The organism is Campylobacter concisus (genome assembly GCF_050447505.1).
Taxonomy (GTDB): domain Bacteria; phylum Campylobacterota; class Campylobacteria; order Campylobacterales; family Campylobacteraceae; genus Campylobacter_A; species Campylobacter_A concisus_BP.
In genome coordinates, this window is record NZ_JALMFZ010000001.1 from 982,512 (window position 1) to 998,400 (window position 15,889).

General features: G+C 36.0%; 21 protein-coding genes. 19 read left to right on the forward strand and 2 right to left on the reverse strand.

The window, feature by feature from the left end; genetic code table 11:
* Positions 1 to 42: 42 nt before the first annotated feature.
* The 17 genes from MTT09_RS04865 to MTT09_RS04945 all read left to right on the forward strand — a co-directional run bounded on the left by MTT09_RS04865 (position 43) and on the right by MTT09_RS04945 (position 11,290).
* Positions 43 to 213 carry a hypothetical protein gene (locus tag MTT09_RS04865; RefSeq protein WP_180371744.1) on the forward strand — a complete coding sequence of 57 codons (171 nt, stop codon included), beginning with the start codon at positions 43 to 45 and terminating at the stop codon, positions 211 to 213.
* A complete protein-coding gene (locus MTT09_RS04870) occupies positions 214 to 2,772 on the forward strand; it encodes a Mu transposase C-terminal domain-containing protein (RefSeq protein WP_429802886.1) in 2,559 nt (852 codons plus the stop codon).
* 11 nt (positions 2,773 to 2,783) lie between these two features.
* Positions 2,784 to 3,653, forward strand: coding sequence for an AAA family ATPase (locus MTT09_RS04875; protein WP_429802888.1), 870 nt, complete (start codon positions 2,784 to 2,786; stop codon positions 3,651 to 3,653).
* A 3-nt stretch (positions 3,654 to 3,656) separates the two neighbouring features.
* Positions 3,657 to 3,854 (forward strand): sigma factor-like helix-turn-helix DNA-binding protein, encoded by a 198-nt coding sequence (locus MTT09_RS04880; protein ID WP_054196768.1) that lies wholly within the window; start codon positions 3,657 to 3,659, stop codon positions 3,852 to 3,854.
* Positions 3,855 to 4,099: 245 nt separating this feature from the next.
* Positions 4,100 to 4,501 (forward strand): hypothetical protein, encoded by a 402-nt coding sequence (locus tag MTT09_RS04885; protein ID WP_429802890.1) that lies wholly within the window; start codon positions 4,100 to 4,102, stop codon positions 4,499 to 4,501.
* A gap of 81 nt (positions 4,502 to 4,582) precedes the next feature.
* Positions 4,583 to 4,993 (forward strand): hypothetical protein, encoded by a 411-nt coding sequence (locus MTT09_RS04890; RefSeq protein ID WP_429802892.1) that lies wholly within the window; start codon positions 4,583 to 4,585, stop codon positions 4,991 to 4,993.
* Between the two features lie 61 nt (positions 4,994 to 5,054).
* The gene (locus MTT09_RS04895; RefSeq protein ID WP_429802894.1) at positions 5,055 to 5,282 is read left to right on the forward strand and encodes a hypothetical protein; all 228 of its coding nucleotides are present in this window, start codon (positions 5,055 to 5,057) and stop codon (positions 5,280 to 5,282) included.
* A gap of 18 nt (positions 5,283 to 5,300) precedes the next feature.
* Positions 5,301 to 5,633 carry a hypothetical protein gene (locus MTT09_RS04900; protein WP_429802895.1) on the forward strand — a complete coding sequence of 111 codons (333 nt, stop codon included), beginning with the start codon at positions 5,301 to 5,303 and terminating at the stop codon, positions 5,631 to 5,633.
* Positions 5,623 to 5,829, forward strand: coding sequence for a hypothetical protein (locus tag MTT09_RS04905; protein ID WP_054196764.1), 207 nt, complete (start codon positions 5,623 to 5,625; stop codon positions 5,827 to 5,829). Before MTT09_RS04900 ends, MTT09_RS04905 begins: the two co-directional genes overlap by 11 nt.
* Positions 5,826 to 6,269 (forward strand): phage protein GemA/Gp16 family protein, encoded by a 444-nt coding sequence (locus MTT09_RS04910; RefSeq protein ID WP_429802897.1) that lies wholly within the window; start codon positions 5,826 to 5,828, stop codon positions 6,267 to 6,269. Before MTT09_RS04905 ends, MTT09_RS04910 begins: the two co-directional genes overlap by 4 nt.
* A gap of 31 nt (positions 6,270 to 6,300) precedes the next feature.
* Positions 6,301 to 6,501, forward strand: a complete 201-nt coding sequence (locus MTT09_RS04915; RefSeq protein WP_054196762.1) for a hypothetical protein — start codon at positions 6,301 to 6,303, stop codon at positions 6,499 to 6,501.
* Positions 6,494 to 7,711, forward strand: a complete 1,218-nt coding sequence (locus tag MTT09_RS04920) for a hypothetical protein (RefSeq protein ID WP_429802899.1) — start codon at positions 6,494 to 6,496, stop codon at positions 7,709 to 7,711. Before MTT09_RS04915 ends, MTT09_RS04920 begins: the two co-directional genes overlap by 8 nt.
* Positions 7,708 to 7,941 (forward strand): hypothetical protein, encoded by a 234-nt coding sequence (locus MTT09_RS04925; protein WP_429802901.1) that lies wholly within the window; start codon positions 7,708 to 7,710, stop codon positions 7,939 to 7,941. Before MTT09_RS04920 ends, MTT09_RS04925 begins: the two co-directional genes overlap by 4 nt.
* A gap of 9 nt (positions 7,942 to 7,950) precedes the next feature.
* Positions 7,951 to 8,394, forward strand: a complete 444-nt coding sequence (locus MTT09_RS04930; protein WP_429802903.1) for an HK97 gp10 family phage protein — start codon at positions 7,951 to 7,953, stop codon at positions 8,392 to 8,394.
* A gap of 29 nt (positions 8,395 to 8,423) precedes the next feature.
* The gene (locus MTT09_RS04935) at positions 8,424 to 9,419 is read left to right on the forward strand and encodes an SMEK domain-containing protein (RefSeq protein ID WP_429802905.1); all 996 of its coding nucleotides are present in this window, start codon (positions 8,424 to 8,426) and stop codon (positions 9,417 to 9,419) included.
* Positions 9,409 to 9,636, forward strand: a complete 228-nt coding sequence (locus MTT09_RS04940; RefSeq protein ID WP_413784266.1) for an ABC-three component system middle component 6 — start codon at positions 9,409 to 9,411, stop codon at positions 9,634 to 9,636. The genes MTT09_RS04935 and MTT09_RS04940 overlap by 11 nt, the downstream gene beginning before the upstream one ends.
* Positions 9,608 to 11,290 carry a DUF2326 domain-containing protein gene (locus tag MTT09_RS04945; RefSeq protein WP_429802907.1) on the forward strand — a complete coding sequence of 561 codons (1,683 nt, stop codon included), beginning with the start codon at positions 9,608 to 9,610 and terminating at the stop codon, positions 11,288 to 11,290. Before MTT09_RS04940 ends, MTT09_RS04945 begins: the two co-directional genes overlap by 29 nt.
* A gap of 5 nt (positions 11,291 to 11,295) precedes the next feature.
* Here MTT09_RS04945 and MTT09_RS04950 read toward each other — a convergent pair whose 3' ends face one another.
* Together MTT09_RS04950 and MTT09_RS04955 are read right to left on the reverse strand one after the other, a co-directional pair.
* Positions 11,296 to 12,867: a terminase large subunit domain-containing protein gene (locus tag MTT09_RS04950; protein WP_429802909.1), complete on the reverse strand. Its 1,572-nt coding sequence runs from the start codon at positions 12,865 to 12,867 to the stop codon at positions 11,296 to 11,298.
* A gap of 98 nt (positions 12,868 to 12,965) precedes the next feature.
* Positions 12,966 to 14,027, reverse strand: a complete 1,062-nt coding sequence (locus MTT09_RS04955) for a phage portal protein (protein ID WP_429802911.1) — start codon at positions 14,025 to 14,027, stop codon at positions 12,966 to 12,968.
* Positions 14,028 to 14,225: 198 nt separating this feature from the next.
* Between MTT09_RS04955 and MTT09_RS04960 the strand changes: the two genes are divergently transcribed.
* Positions 14,226 to 14,990, forward strand: a complete 765-nt coding sequence (locus tag MTT09_RS04960; RefSeq protein WP_429802913.1) for an XkdF-like putative serine protease domain-containing protein — start codon at positions 14,226 to 14,228, stop codon at positions 14,988 to 14,990.
* Entirely contained in the window at positions 14,990 to 15,889 is a 900-nt protein-coding gene (locus MTT09_RS04965) for a phage capsid protein (protein WP_429802915.1), read from the forward strand. Before MTT09_RS04960 ends, MTT09_RS04965 begins: the two co-directional genes overlap by 1 nt.

A 15,889-nucleotide genomic window follows, 5' to 3' on the forward strand; every position in this document is an offset into this window, starting at 1 on the left:
ATAATGAAATTATATAAAAATTTAAAATAAAGGAGTGAAAAAATGAGAGCATATAGGGTCAAGCAAGTGACAAGAGAGGTAAAACAGAAGCTAAAGCACGACCTCAAGGACTATTGTGAGATGAGAGGACTTAGTCTTAGTAGCCTTTATAAAGGTTTTGTGAGCCAAAAGGCTAAAAAAATACTAGAGAAAGATGGAATAAAGGTAGCCTAAATGTGGGTAAATTCAAGGGTTGCAGCTGAAATTTTAGCTATAAAATATGATGCTTTGGTAAAAGCAGTAAAAAGAGCTGAAAAATCAGGCAAAAAATTTTGCTGTATAAAGCCTAATATATTAGGTTTTATGTATATAGACGGCATTGGTCGTGGCGGCAAAACCCTTCGAATAGATATAGACGAGAGAATTTACCCAGAGATCGTAGAGAGGATCAGTAAAACAAGAGAAGGAGAGAGCTATGACGTGCCTTACAATGCAGCAAGTGGAGCGAAGTCAGGCAAAGGGGCTAGCGCTAATGATGAGAGATGTATCAGCACAGGACGTGCCAGAGCAGATGAGCTGGGCGGAAGAGATGGAGCTAATGCAAAGGGCGATAGAAGAGCAAGCAATGGAGCAAAAGAGGCAGGAGATAAAAGCAAAGAGAGCGCTGGAAGAATTTGTGATGAATATGCAAGAGATGGGCTTTGTGATAAGAGTAACAAAACACGGAATATATGGATACAAGAGGAGGTAAAAAGAGATGAGCAATGTGGTAATGATAGCAATGATGGCTTACTTGTTGAGCCTTGTGGTAATGGTGTATTGGAGAAGATAGATGATGGCAATGGCTGCGCTGCTACTAGAACCATGTATGGTAGCAGCACTAATAATAGCGGCAACTCTTTAGCAAATTTGCCGCTAATAGCAACTTGTAGCGATGAAAAAAGAGCTGATGCACTATGTAAGCGTGCAATAGTTTTGGAGTGGGATAAGGCAAAAGGGAAGATAGATGAGAGTAGTTTTATAGAGTTTTTAAACACAAACAATAAATACCCTATAAAAGTAAGCTCAAATAAGCTTTATGACTGGCAAAGAAAATTTAAAAAGGGTGGCTTAGATGCACTTGTGGATAGCAGGAGCAACAATAAGACTTTAAAGCTAGAAGAGCTTGGGCTTAGCAAAAAATGTGAAGAGCTAATAAAGTCTTGCGTTGGTAAAGGTGGAATAAATATAACAAACATCCATAAGATGCTTAACTACTATTATATAACTTCGCAGATGAGCCAAGCTCATGCTTACGACCAACCCCATCGGTTGGATCCCGCACTAAAGACTAAGATCGCTAAGAGCGATCAAAAAGCTTTGGTAGCTTCGCAGATCGGTGAGCTAAGTTTTGATGAGTTTTTAGCCAAAAAAGATGAGTGTGTGAGCTATGAGGTGGTAAATAGGTATGTAAATAACTACCTAAAGAAAAACAAATTTCTTAAAAATCTAATACTTTACGGCGAAGATGGTGTTATAGGCAGACAAATGCCAGCACTTGGAGTGAGCAACTGGGCAGCAAGAACGATAAATGAAGTCGTTGAGATAGATGCTAGCCCACTTGACATGATATGTAATGCTAGTGATATATGCGAAAGAATAGGATATGAGGCTGTAAATAATATCTTTTCAAGCAAAGAGGAGTTTGAGAGCTACGTAAGGCAGTGGCAAAAACGCTATACGATCATAGCACTAATCGACACCTACTCAAGGGTGGCAAGCTTTCATATAAGCGATAGCGAAAATAGCCTAGCAATAGCAAGAGCTGTGGCTAAATACATAATAAGGTATGGCAAACCAAAAATGATAAAAGGCGACAATGGCAAGGCCTTTAAGAGTGAATATATGAGCTCGGTTCTTGGTTCGCTTGAGATACGCTATGAGGCTGTTAGAGCATATAGTGGCTGGCTAAAACCTTATGTAGAGAGAAATTTTAGAGCGCTTCAACATAGCTTTAGTGAAAATTTAGCTGGATATATCGGACATAACATAACTGAAAGACAAGCGATAGAGTTTTTCTACTCTAAAAAAGAGAGACGCCTTAAAAAGGGCGTAAAAACTAATATAGCAAAACTAAAAGAGCTAAGCGAAGTACAAAACCTTATGGATATTTACGCTGAAAAATTCTTAAACGCACGCTACCTAGAGCGCCTTGGTAAAACATGCAACGAAGCATATAACGAAAAGATCGCTGACGCTGTGGCTATGGATGCAATAAGTCTTAGTGCAAGACTTAGTAAAAAAGAGCTAAAGCATGTGAATAAAAAGGGTGTAAGCGTGGGTGGCGTGAATTTTTATAACGCTCAGATGTTTGGATATGAGCGAGTTACCATCCGAGAAAACATAGACAATATAAATGAGTGCTTTGTTTGGGATGAAGATGATAAGAATTTTATAGGCGTGGCAAATGTTCTTGATATGGATGAGGGCGTAAGTGTTGAGGAAGCAAAAGCAGCTAGAAAGCTCTTTAGCAAACGCTTGCGTGATATAAAAGCTGATGCTAGCGAGGCAAGAGATAAGAGCCAAGAAGAGTTTAAACAAATGGTTATTGGCCTTGAAGCCAAAAGAGCGCTAAAGCCTGAGCTAAAAGGCGCAAATAATGAGAGCAAAGAGATCGAAGCAGCCAAAAAAAGCAGCCGATCACTGACTAAAAATAGAGCTCTTGATGATGAGCTTTTGGCTGTGGCTGGCAGTGATGTAAAAAAAGAGAAAAAGATAAAAAGTTGGCAAGAAATAGTCAATGAAACTAACTAAAAGGAGTAGTAATGAGTGAAAGTATAAAAAAGCTAGATGAATTTTTATCTAGCAACAACATAACCGCATCAGCACTTGCACGTGCAATAGGAGTGAGCGCATCGCTAATAAGCCAACTTCGTGCTGGAAGATACAATGGTGATAGCGATGCAGTAAATGCAAAAATCAATGCTTACATCGATAATTTTAACAAAAAAGCTAAGAATTTTCACGCAAACGCAAAAGAAAATGAGTTTTACGTAACTAGCGATGTAAAGATGGCAAATTTCATCATAAGTGAGGCGATAGCTGAAAAAGAGATAGGGCTAATATATGGCTTTGCTGGAAGTGGCAAGACAACAGCTCTAAAAGAGTTTGCTAGGACTAATCCAAATGTGGTTTTGATAGAGGCGACTTGTCACACGAGCGCTAAGGTTTTGCTTGAAGATCTATGCGAGGCTTTAAAGATAGATGCTACTGGTGGGCTAAGCACAAAGCTAAAGGCGGTGGCTAGGTTTTTAAAGAGTAGCGATAAGGTGATAATGGTAGATGAGGCGGAGCATCTACCGCTAAAGGCGCTTGAAGATCTAAGAAGAATTTATGACTTCTCACGCACTCCGCTGATACTTTGCGGCACAGAGATACTACTAAAAAATCTAATGGGTAAAAACAAGGAGCTAAGGCAGCTTTTTAGCAGAATTTGTGGCAAATGGTGCATGCAAGGACTTAGCAAAGATGAGAGTGAAAAGATCTATATAAAAGAGATATTTCCCTACTGCAAAGGTAACTTTAGAAGCAGTGCAAAGCTATATAAAAAGGCTTTGAGGCTAGCTGAGCTAAATGGATGCCTTGTTGATGAGAGTGTCGTTGCTAGGGCACTTGATATGGTTATCTTGGGATAGAAAATGACACTAAAAGAGATAGCTTTGGTGCTAAATCTAAGTGTAGAGCAAGTGCGCAGAATAGAAAAAGGCGCACTTTTAAAGCTATCTCACCCAAGAAATTTTAAAAAATGGCAAGAGATAAGAGAGCTTATGGCTTTGCTTGAAGAGCATAAGGCAAAAAGCGATAGCGATGAGATATATCAAGGCATAAAAGCATAAGGAGAGAGCCATGATAAAGGGAATGTTTGCATCTTACTCAAAGAAATTTTACGAAGTAAGAGGCTTATATATCTATGTAAAAGATAGTGATTTTGTAGTTGATACTTTAAGTATTTGATTTTACAAAGCCCTTAATAGAGGGCTTTTTTAAGTCAAAATTTGACTAAAAATGTTATCGCAAAGTATGGCAAAGCAGAGCGAGGCGTGATAAGTTTGCAAATGAGACGGACGCTTTGTCCGGCGCAGTGCGGCAAGCGAAATCACAACGAAGCTATGCAAAGCCAGACAAGCAGGCAAAAAGAAAGGAGAAGAGCTTGAAAGAGACAATGAGACTTGTATATGTTGCTAGCCCTTATGCTGCCTTTAAAAGCGGTAAGGTAAATGCTGATTTTATGGCTTGCATGGTCGCTAGAGATGAGTGCAGAAAGGTAAAAGAAGCTGGATATATACCGCTTAGCCCCGTGCTTGCATTTAGTGGTGTGTTTAGTGAGGAGCAAAGAGATGAGGTGCTAAAGGCTGGACTTGAAATGCTTAGCCACTGCTCTTATGTATATTTTTCAAAGCATCCAGCTAGTGAGTTTTCAAAAGGTATGGATACAGAAAGAGAATATGCAAGAGAGCTTGGTATAAGTGAGTTAGAAATTTAAAGGAGAAAAGATGGCGAGTTTAGACAAAAAACTAGCACAAAAGCCTAAAAAGGCTAAAAAATCTAAGAAAGGAGAGAAAAAATGAGAGTAAAAATAGGCAAAAGCGAGAACGAGATAAGCGACAAAAAACTAACTCGCGCAGTAGAGGATTTTTGCGAGATAAAGATGCAAATAGATGCTCTTAACGAGAAGCTAAAGGAGCATAAAGATGTTATTGTTTGTTTTGCTAGGGATGCACTACGCGAGAATGAAGCTACCACCATAAGCTTTGTAGGCGAAGAAAACGGCGTAAAAGTTAGTTTTGGCTGGGATGTAAAAGTGAGTGATGAAGAGATGCTTAGAAATTTGCTTGCAGACAAATTTGATCTACTTGTAAAAACTGAGTGCGTCTATAAGCCTGAAAAGAAATTAAAGGAGCTTGCACTAAATGATGATGGCTTAAAAGAGTGTTTAGAGATAAAGGAGAAAGCACCAGCCGTTAGTGTGCTCTAAGCTTTAACAAAGCCCTAAAATTTAGGGCTTGATTAAGGTTTAAAAACAAAAAGGAACTATTTTGACTTTTGAAGAAGCGGTAGCTAATTTTCACACAGCTAACAAAGAGGCACAGACAAAAGAATTTAGATGCTTGCGTCCTAGAGATGAAGTGATAGCCGAGTTTAACCAAAAGCTCGATGCATATTGGCTTAGTATGCTTGAGCCAGAAATAAAAGAGAAATTTGCAGGCAAAGAGCTACTAGCTTTGCAAATTTTAAAAGGCTTTGAGCTAAATGAGAGAGCCTAAAATACAAAGGGGTATTAAATGGAACTTTTAAAAGATATGAGTGAATATGCTTTAAAAGATAGCTGCCTAAAATACTCACTAAAAGGGGCAAGCATAGAGTATCAAACATTGATCTTTTACTTTGTTTCACCAAATGATCAAGCGTATTTTAACAACAATTTAGAGCCTATAAAGGCAAATTTGCGTGAGTTTTGGAAGATACACGCCAAAGAGATAAAGCAAAGTGGAATTTACTTCACCGATGTAATCGCAAAGCTGGCACAAAAGGAGCCTAAAAAGCAGATAGATAAAGATCTAGCCAACCTCTTTGACCAATTAAGAGAAGCAATAAGGGCAAGAGATGAGCTTTAAGCAAAGAGAACACCTAAGAAATTTAGCTATTAAAAGACACGAAAATGCACTTTTTAGGCTGAAAAATGCACTTGGTTACGATGAGGATTTTTATAAATTTAAAAATGGCAGACTAAATGTAGCTAAGCTTGCAAGATGTGCTGGAGTGAGCGAAAAATTTGCAAGACGTGAGCTTGATATAAGGGGGCTAATATGAACCAAAGTGAGTATAGAAAGAAACTTTTAACACTCATCCATATAAACCCACTTTACAAGCAGATCGTAGAAAATGGAGCTTGGCAAGAGTGGCTAATGCTTCGCTTTGGTGTAGAGAGCAGCAAGGAGCTTAGCATAAGCGAGCTAAATTTGGCCCTTGATATATTGCAAGAGAGAGTAGATGATAGGTTAGGCTTTGAGCCAGACATTAAAGGTAGGCGCATTTTAAAAAAAGATGCTATCACACAAAAACAGCTTAAAAAGATAGAGGTTTTGCTAGATGTTCTTGGTTGGGATGACAATAGTGCTAGGAGATTTTACTACCGCCAGATCGGAGCACTTGTGACAAACATAGCCTTACTAAACTCAAGCCAAGCTACAAAGATCATTACTGGGCTAAGTGCCGTTATAAAATGTGAAAAAAATCCCAAAAAAAGCTAATATTTTTTAAAAATATATAAAAAGGATTTTTATGTTTTGTCCTTACTGCGGTTTTGAAAAGACAAAGGTTTTAAATACCATGAAAGGCTTGCAAAACAAGCGTTATAGGGTTTGTGATAAGTGTAAAAGAAGCTTTGTGAGTATCGAAGCACTTTTTTGTGATCCGTACTGGCAAGAGTATGCTAAGGCTACTAAAGAGCTTGGCGATCTTAAGGGTATAAAAAATGAATAACGAGCTACTTCTAAGCACACTTTTAAAGGCTAAATTTGACAAAAACAAGAGCGTTAGCGAGCTAGTAGATGAGTTTATAAAGCAAAATGCGAAGCTAGCTAAAAAGGAGCTAGAGGCACAGCTTGCAAATTTACTTATATTTATAAATGAGAATTATAACATTGATAAAAAGGTGTTAAAAGAGCTTGTAAATTCTAAAATTTCATCAATGGGGCTAAGTATAAATCCAAATAATCTTGAAGAAATTTACGCCGTGCTTGCAGGTAAAAATATAGCTGTAAATGTAGTCTTTGATGAGATAGACATAAGGGCTATAAACGCTATGAGAAATAACTTCTATTGGGTTGGCAAAGAGTTTAACAAAGGTTTTAGCGATAGGCTAAAAGATATCATTGAGAGTGCTTTTCGTGGCGAGGTAGCAAGAAGCGAACTAGCACAGAGACTAAAAGACGAATTTGCAAGTGAGCTAAAGCAAAGCGTGAGATACTTTGAGGGAGTGAGTGATCATATCATCAGCCAAAATCAAAACATATCAACAGTAAATCAGGCTAGGAAATACGGTGTAAAATACTATAAAGTAGTAGCTGTGATGGATAGTAGAACGAGCGCTATATGTAGATCGATGAATGGTAGGCTCATACCAGCAGAGCACATAGAAAGACAGTGCGATAATATCATGAATGCAAAGGATATGGCCAGCAAAAAGGCAGCAGCTACATGGGCAAAAGCACCATATAATGGCAGAAGCGATAAGATGGATAGTAACTTTGGCATGCCACCATATCATTTTAGGTGTAGGACTGAGATCGTGCCAGCATGGGTTGATGAATATGAAAATGATGGCGTAACAATGAGAGCCAGCGAAGCACCGGGCAAAGACGAGATCATAAGGCATATAGATAAAATGGGCGTGGAGAGGGTGCTGACTTTTACAAACGCAAATGATAAAAAGCATAGTGCAAATTTGTTGCAACGTACATCGGCAGCAAAGATAGTTTCAGCGCTTAACTCTATCACACATATAGCTCCACATGCGAATGTTGAGCAAAAATCAATAGCAAAAACACAAAATGGCTATATTATAATTTTTGATGGCGATAAAATAGACACTATATTTCCTACAAAAGACAATCAAGCATTAAAAAAATACTTTGAAAATTATGCCAAAAAGGATAAAATCGAAGTCATAAAGAGATGGTGGCAGATATGAAATATTTTGTTTTTGATAGTGGCATAGAACTTATTATAACAAGCGATAAAAGCCTAAAGGATAAAAGTGCTGATGTATGTTCATGTGTAGGCGACCTTACCAGCTTTATAGAGTATGTAAAGACTGCAATAGATGATGGAAGCGAGCATGATTTTTTCTTTGATAATGGTGAAAAATTTAGCGGAGATTTGTGCTCGTGCTTAGAGTATGTAGCCAAAAAGAGAACTTAGTAGGTTTTAATGAATTTTAATAGTGCTTTAAAAAGGTTTTTATTTCGCATAGGATCAGGGGTAAGATATAGAGCGAAGCAAGTAGCACCATATAAAACTGGCAACCTTAAAAAAGACATACAAGTTTTTGATGAGAGAATAGATAGTTTTAGCATAAGTGTGGGAAATACAAAACTTGCACCTTATGCTAAATTTGTATATTTTGGCACAAAGCCACATGTTATAAAACCAAAAAAGATGAAGGCTCTTGCAAACAAAAAGAGCGGCCAAATTTTTGGCAAAAGCGTAAACCACCCTGGCACAAAGGCAAACCCATATCTTGAGAAAGCTTTTAGCGAGTATGTAGCTAGTGCTAGTTTTGTAAAGGCAAAAGAGCAATTAGCTAGCGATATGAGCGAGGAAGTGGTAAGAGATATAAGGGTAATGTTTTTAGCACATAATTATATAAAATGATGTATAATCCTATATACTAGGAGTATCGTGTGAGTAGAAAAGAAATTATAGATAGTATAACTAAAAGTATAGCTATACTTAAATATGAGATAGAGCACAAGCAAAGTCTTAGTGACTATTCTTTAAATATATATTCAGAGAATCTCTACAGAGATATGCTAAACGTTATATATGGATATGATCTTGAAAATGCCAATGCCGACAATAAAAATGCAGAGTATATTGACCTAGTAGATGATAAAAATAAAATTTTTATCCAAGTCACTTCGACAAAAACAAAAGCAAAAATAGATAATACTCTTAAAATTTTAGAAACAAAACCGAATTTTAAAATCAAAATCTTATATTTGTTAGACAAGCCTAGTCCGCGTGATAGTAGTTTTGACGAATGGAGAAACAAATATAGCATAGATGTTGAAAAATGTCTAATAGATACAAAAGACCTATTAAAAGATATCAATAATTTAGAGCAAACAAAACTGGGAGAAATTTATAGTTTTTTTGATATCAAAATTTTAAAAACCTATACAACAGAGATGGTTTTAAATTTAGTAATCAAGCATATTTTAAGACAATATAGAAAAATAAAAATTAATTATTTAGATGATTTTAATAATACAAAAGAAGTTGATGAAAAACTAAAAATAAATAGCCTCATTGAAAGAACAAGTATTGAAATTAAGCGCGGGTTAGATTATAGAGATAGCATAGAAGAGCTTAATGACGATACGACAATGTCTAATTTACAGGATTTTATAGTACGTAAAATATATAGAGAGATATTGTTAAAACATATCAAAGAGATAAATGCTGATATTAGTGACATAAAAACAAAAAGCATTGATGAGCTACACTACAATTTTTATAGATCTTTGGACTTTAACGAAATATTTTCCGAGTTATATGATGAGATTACAAGTTACTTTGATATAAAAGATTTTAACGAAGCAAACATAACTTGGATAATTATTAGTTATTTCTTTGAAATTTGTGATATAGGTGCAAAAAATGATAATGCCGACTAAAATAATCAAACCAGCTGATTCGATAATTAGCATATCGGCATATATACTTAAAATTTTAAGAAATGGCAGTATTAATACAGACAGTTTACTTAGAGAGCTAAATACGGTTTATTTTAAAGAAATTACTATTGAGAAAATGCTTTTATGTTTAGATTTTTTATTTATAATCGGCAAAATAAGGAGTGATAATGACATTATTGAGCTTAATTTGCGATAACCCAAAATTTAAAGCTTTAAAATTTAATAAAGGTCTAAATATAGTAGTAGGAAAACAACTAAACCATGACCAAAAAGACACAGTAAATGGCATAGGCAAAAGCTTGTCATTGGAAATGCTTCACTATATGCTAAATGCAAAAATTCCGCAAAAAATGAAAGATTTTTTAAAAGACTACGGAAAATTTAGTTTAAGTTTTATACATGATAACAAAAGTTATACGGTAGAAAAAAAATTCAAAGAGACTAAGTGGGTTATAAATGACAATGAATACAATCAAGCAACTTATGCAACTGAACTAAATAATATTTTTAGCAACACAATAAATTCTGATAAAATTTCTTTTAGACAGGTATTTAATTGCTTTGCTAGAAGAAGCGGATATTATGATACGTTAAGACAGCAAGGCATGGATATAAATGATTACAATCAAAGACTTGTTAATCTTTTTTTGTTGGGTATAGATACAAAGCTACAAGAGGAAAACCATAAACTAAAAGAGGCATTAGATAGTCTAAAAACAGCCAAAAAAGAGCTAGAAAAATATGAAAAACAAGTACCAAAGAAGAATATTAAAGATATAGAGGATGAGATACGAAGCACACAAGAAAATTTAAACCTTTTTATTGTGGCTAAAAACTATAATGAATTAAAAGAGCGTGCAAATTCTTTGACTGAAAATTTAAATAATATTAGAAATGAAATTTATAAACTCCAAACAAATATAGCACTAAAAGAAAAAAATTTACTCACATCCGAAAATATAAGTATAGACCTAGAAGAGATAAAAAATATCTATGACGAGGCTAAAGTATTTTTTGAGGATAAAGTATTAAAAAGACTTAATGAGGCTCAGAACTTTCACAATCAATTAGCTAAAAGTAGAAAAGATAGAATCTCGGCAGAAATAGATGAGATACGCCAAAAACTCAAAGAACTAGAAGATGAAAGAGATTTGATAGGAAGCCAAAGAGATGGGCTTTTAAAAGACCTGAAAAATAGTGGTGCATTAGAGGAACGAGATACATTAAAAGATAGGATATTGACGCTAGAAAAAGAAAAAAAAGACTTAGAAATTTATAGCGTAACTTTGGAGAATTTTCAAAAAGATAAGACCGATATCGACTATAAAATAGCAGAGATCAAAAAGGACACAATTAAATATATAGAGGACAATAAGCTCAAACTTGATGCTATAGAAAACAAATTTAGAGATATCGTTAAAAAATTTTATAACAACAACGGAGGTTCTCTTAAAATCACAATGGCTCAAAATGCAAAAAATTTGTTTAATATAGATGTGGAAATCCCCAAAGACGGTTCTTTTTCTATCGGAAATGTGAAGACCTTTTGCTATGACATGTTGCTTTATACATTAAATACTAATATCTTAGGTTTTTTAGCACATGATGGCGAGCTATTTTCAGAAATGGACAAAAGGCAAAAAGCCACCATATTCAAGATCATATTAGACGAGGTTAGAGATAACAATTTGCAGTATTTTGTAAATATAGGAGATACTTCATTTAATGAGATATTAAATGACGATACAGGTATATTAAATAATGAAGATAAAAAATTCATAGAATCAAAAGTAATACTCCAAATTAGCGAAGATCAAAATACTTGGCTATTTGGTCAAAAATTCGATTAGAGAATTTATCTTAATATCACCGCTCCGCCGCCTTTTCTTTTTACAACAGCCTCTATTTTACGACAAGCTAAAGCTAATGCCCAAAACCTATCTGCGTGACCATACTCGTTTCTTTTAGCATCATACTTAAAGCTTTTTGTTCCTGCTGTACGTTTTATGGCGTGAAGATCACTGATTAAAAGTGGATCGTTTGGTATGCTTATCTTTTTGTCCTCAAAGAGTTTCTTTAAATTTAGAGCCATTTGCTCCTTTGTGCCGGCTGTAAAATACACTCCATTTACCCTACTTTTAAATTTAGCATGCATAGTTTCTGTTAAATTTAGACCGATGCCGGTTTTATCCATATCAAGGGTTGCTAGTGGATATGAGCGCAGGTGAGAGCTTAAGACGTCTTCTTGCTCTTTAAAGCTAGCTTTTGCAAGCACGTTAAGCATAGCAAGAGTATATGTATCATCGCTATTGATCACACTTGCAAGTGTTGAACGGTCGCTAACTCTTCCTATATCATACCCACAAAGAAGCGGAGTGTTTGAGCTTGGACTAAAATAGCTTAGCTTTTCATCTATGCAGCTTTTGATAAGCGTAATAGACAGTAGGCTGCTCTCATCATCTATAAAGACGCATTCATAAGCACTAGCCCATGTATCAGCATCAAAGAGTGCCTTCATGGTCTCAAGGTCAAACTCTAGCCCATCTTCCATAGCTCTATAAATATCAACATGAAAGCGTTTAAACATCTTATATTTTTGCTCGTCAAAGTATAGCTCATGAAAAAGGCTCTTTTCTTCAAATGGTGTTGAAAGTATTGTTAAGCGACCTTTAACAGCACCGATACTTGGCACAAAAGCGTGCCAAATTTTCTTAGGATTTGGGTACCATGCAAACTCATCCATCCAAATATCGCCAGTAAAACCTTGAACTGTACGAAAGTTATGAGCGAGAGCTTTTATAATAGCGCCATTTTCTAGCTTTATCTCAGTCTCACTATCTTTTGCCAAAGCCACTCCAAACCTATCAGACCATAGTTTTAAATATCTCATTAGGATTAACGCTTGTTCTTCTGAAGCGGATAAAAATAGCTGGTTCCTACCGCCAACTGCTCCTATAAGTGCGTCAGCAGCTGCCACGTAGCTAAAGCCTATCTGGCGCGATTTTAGTACGATACGAAACTGAGCATCGCTCTGCAAAAATTCTTTTTGATAAGCAAAAAGTTCGCCATTTTTTAGTATCTCATCTCTTAAAATTTTGGCACTTTTGTCTAAGCTTACTGGTGGCAAAACATAGGCTTTTTGCTCTTTGGCTGCTTTGTTTTTGCTCTCAATCTTATTTAGCGCCACTATAAGATCAGCAAGCTGGGCTGTCTCATCAGGGACTAATTTTTTCTTTTTGCTTAAACACTCAACCTGCTTTTTTAGTGCCTTTACGCCATCATCAAGACTAAATTCATCATTTGCTTGCTCTAACCACTTTTGTAATGTTGGGCGAGATACGTTCATTTGCTTTGAAACGAGCACTGAGCTCACGCCACTTTTTAATAAATTTATACACTCTTTTTTGAACTCTTCTTTATAAGCCATTTAAAGCCTTTTTATATTATTAGAATACATTTGTATTGCCTTTTATTATTTAAACGTTTTTAAAGGGGGTTTAAACGTTTTTAAACACTATTTTTATCCTACTCAATATTCTTTTGCCAGCCAAGTATACTTCTGGCCTCAGAAATTGAGATGATCCCTCTTTCAACAAGCTGGGTAACTATCTCGCCATCATCTTTAAAATTCGTTACATCAACAGCACTTAATACCACTTTTATACCGATGCTTCTAAAAAAGCCTTCTATTAGCTCTATTTTTGGTTTTATCTCAAGCTCGTTAAACTGGTGAAGTTGGCCTATAAGCTCTCCACTTCCGCCAAGCTGGGCACTTTGAATAATACCAAGCAGACGTGGCGGAATACCATGAGCTACTGCTATCTCATCACGGCTTACTTCCTTTAGTGCTTTAAAGCTCAGGTCTTGTACTTCTGATAGCTTTTCAAAACGAATTTTTGCATCCTTTTCACCAATCGAGTTTGTATAGCAAAGGAGTGTTTTGTGTGCGTTGGCACTTCCTTTATAGTTTTCACTAAAAAATTTTTTGTAAGCTGCTATTTGTTCTTCGCTAGGCTCTGAGTTTTCATGAATGATAGCAAGATCAGGTCTTGCTCCATTTTGGAAAAATGAGTAGTTATACATGTCTGCTTGCCTATTTGTCAAAATCTGACACATAGCTGCAAGGTAGTCTGGCTCGCCGTAGTATCTTGAGCTTGGAGAATAAAATTTAAGATAGTATCCATCAAGTTTTATCTTTTTGCCAAATTTGTCTACCTGAAACATTTGCTTGTCTTTATTGGTTCGCCACTCATGAGCTGGTATATTGTAGAGTTTATAGTTTGTCTTAGCTCCAGCTTTTTCAATAGGAGCATTGCCAAAAAGCTCTAGGTTATAGCAAAACTCAAATAAAAACTCTTTTTCACTTACATTTTGAGGTAAAAACTTTGCTAGATCGCTCTCGTCTATTTCTATCTGAGAGAGCATATTGGCTTTTATTTTTATGGCACGGCGGTGATATACGTTTGCATAGTGAAGCTCTAAAAGATCACTAAAACTTATAAAAGGCTCTATATAATCACCGTTTTGCACATCAGACGAGAGCTGTAAGCTCGGAGCATCTGACTTAAAAATAAATTTGTTCTCCACACTCACTCCTTCTTATTACCTAAATTTGAGCAAAGACTAAGACCATAAATCTTTAATCTACGCTAGGGGTAAATTTATCTGAAAAATTTTTTAAAACATTAGCAAATGACCATTATTTAGCATTTCTAAAAATAGCCTTTCTTATAAAATGCCCACTAGCAAAGAGCCTTTTGGCTTAAAAATGAAAGAGGTAAAAAGATGGCAAATAAACTAACTAACCTAAGTATCACGCACATATCTCTTGTAAAAGCTGGTGCAAACAAAAAGAGCATCATTTATAAAAGTGACGCAAGTGAGCCAAGCTTTGAAAAAGATGTGAGCATCGCCAAATTTGACGAAGAAAAAGGCGTTGTATATGGGATTGTGTATTCACCAGATGAAGTAGATACTCAGGGGGATTTTACGGACGCGGCCGAGATTGAAAAGGCTGCCTATGCTTTTATGAAGGATCTAAAAGGCCAAAACATAGACAAGGAGCATGACTTTAAGCCAGACGGCAAAGCATACGTGGCTGAGAGCTGGATAGTAAGAGAAAACGATGCTCTCTTTAAGAGCGAGAAGGTAGGAAGCTGGGCAGTTGGTATCAAGATAGAAAGCGACGAGCTAAAAGAACTTATAAAAAGTGGTGAGATCGCAGGGCTTTCAATGGCAGGATTTGCGAAGCGTGAAGAGGTACAAAAAAACGATACTTCAATAGCTGCTGCCATAGCAAATGGTTTTAACGAGCTACTAAAGAAATTTGAAAAAACTAAAAAAGGAGAGGACAAAGTGGAAAAAGAGACAAAAGAAATTTCACAAGCAGAAGAGATAAAAAAGACGCTTGTTGAAGGTATGGATGAGCTTAACAAGAAGCTCCTTGGCTTTGAGAAGCGTATAAGCGAGCTTGAGGATATCGCAAAAGATAGCAAACAAAGCAAAAATATAGAGAAAACAGATGACAAAATAGTAGGAGGAATACTTTAATGTTAGAGGGACTTGGTTTAAAAGATATTGCAAAAGGCAGCATGAATGCTACTAGTGCAACACTGAGTGGTAGCTTAACTCCAGAGCAAGCAACTAGTCTTATAAATGTGATTAAAGACAATAGTGAATTTTTGCAAAAAATTCATGTTGAAAAGATGAGCCGCTTAACTAAAGAGATTGATGGCTGGGATGCTATGAGGGGCGTTTTGGTACGTGTAGCAAGTGGCGAAAAACCAAGCGATACACAAAGAACGCAGCTTAAAAAAGCAGGTGTAAAGCTAGAAGCAAAAAGCGTACAACTTTTTGCAAGGGTACTTCAAGATACACTAGCAGACAACCAAAATAATCCAAATTTTGAGAGTGAAACATTTAACTCTTTTGGAAAAATTTTTGGTAATGATCTTGCACTCCTTGGCTTTAGTGGTACAAGTGATACTTATGCAAATAGCTTTGAGACGCTACATAAAGGCTGGATCCAAACAGCAAAAGATAGTAACGACGTCACAAAAGTTACTTATGTTGCAAATGATAGTGTAAGCAAACGCTTAACAGCACTTGCCCAATCAATCAACCCAGACGCCTTAGTCGATAGCGTAATCTTAATAAGTACAGCTGACATGCAGGAGTACAACAAAGAAATTTCAGCATTAAATGCACCAACCTACCTAATAAATGGCAATGCTGATCGTGTGCTTGGTGTAAAGCTTGAAGTTAGTCCTTTAATGCCAAAAGGCGTTTACATGGCTACTCCGCTTAAAAATTTAGTTCTTGGCGTATGCCTTGATATAAATCGCAACCGTTGGTATGACCCAGAAGAGAGAGCACTAAAATACATCTTTGATGCAAGTGTGGACTATGAGATCATAATCAAAAAATGGGTCAGCATAGCAACTCTTTAA